1 pseudogene is annotated in these 1,036 nt (G+C 43.2%); it reads right to left on the bottom strand.

Annotated features, from left to right (window positions below):
- Positions 1-244: 244 nt before the first annotated feature.
- Positions 245-1,036: pseudogene (locus R7P67_RS26545) on the bottom strand (immunity 49 family protein); the annotation flags it as partial.

The raw sequence follows: 1,036 nt of genomic DNA on the forward strand, positions 1-1,036 counted from the left end.
GCGAACGCCACCTTTTTCCGACGGATGACTCTTTTGCCGCTTCTAAAATCTGATCGCAAATCTCTTGGGGAACGTTATTTGGCGCCTGATACTCTGCCAGTATTTGCTGTAAGCATTTTAACCCTTCTTCACAGAGGAAACCTGTTGGGTCAATCCACTAGATGGGGTTGATTGAATATCGGTAAACATATAAGCCACCTCGTGAAAGGTGGCTTATATACTGAATTTCTAACTAAATGATAATTTATCGTGTGATCTTGCCTGCTTTTACATCTTCTAGCCAACGTCCTTCAACGAGATATGGAGGAAGCCAACCGGTTTCAATAGATAAACGATGACCTTTGTCGTACCACATACAAGCCATACCAAGCAGAGGGAAATTAATGAACGTGCGGATGCCTATCCTATCTGGTCCTAATTCTCGAAGATGATATTTCTCTTGGAACTGTAGGTTTTTGACTAGCACTTCCTCAAAGTCATAACCAATGTTAGTAGTGAGCGCTGCGAAGGTTTCTAGGATCCCCATCGCAATTTCCAACGCCCAGTTATCCCCTTGATCTACCGCTGCGTCCATTGCTGCAACCAGCTTATCAGGATAATCCGATGTGCGGTTGTGGAACGACTGAATGACGTCTACTAGCATATAAGACAGCTCACCCGCTTTGGTAGAGCTCTGTCTCATCAAAGAAATCGGAAAGTTCGCCAATATGTCCATACTAGGTTTATCACGCACAATCACCGAAGTAAAATAAGCATCCAACCATCGATTAGGGTGTAAACATCCAGTTTTCAAAATACCTTCGCCTTTCCATGTCACTTCTGGATAATCAGGTAATTAAACGCTTTGAGGTTCGCTTGGTTTAATGGCAAGTTGATGGTAAAAAGCACGCATCAATGACGCCTCATAAAGGCATAGTGTTCCGATTTGTTCAGTTTCTATTGAAGATGGAAAGCAAGTATACCACCTCACTTGTTCTGAAACGTCGTCGCTAAGAGCGACTAAGTTCTCTCTACGGATTGCTATTAGCTCTTTGCG

The sequence above is a fragment of the Vibrio sp. Vb0937 genome (assembly GCF_033338855.1).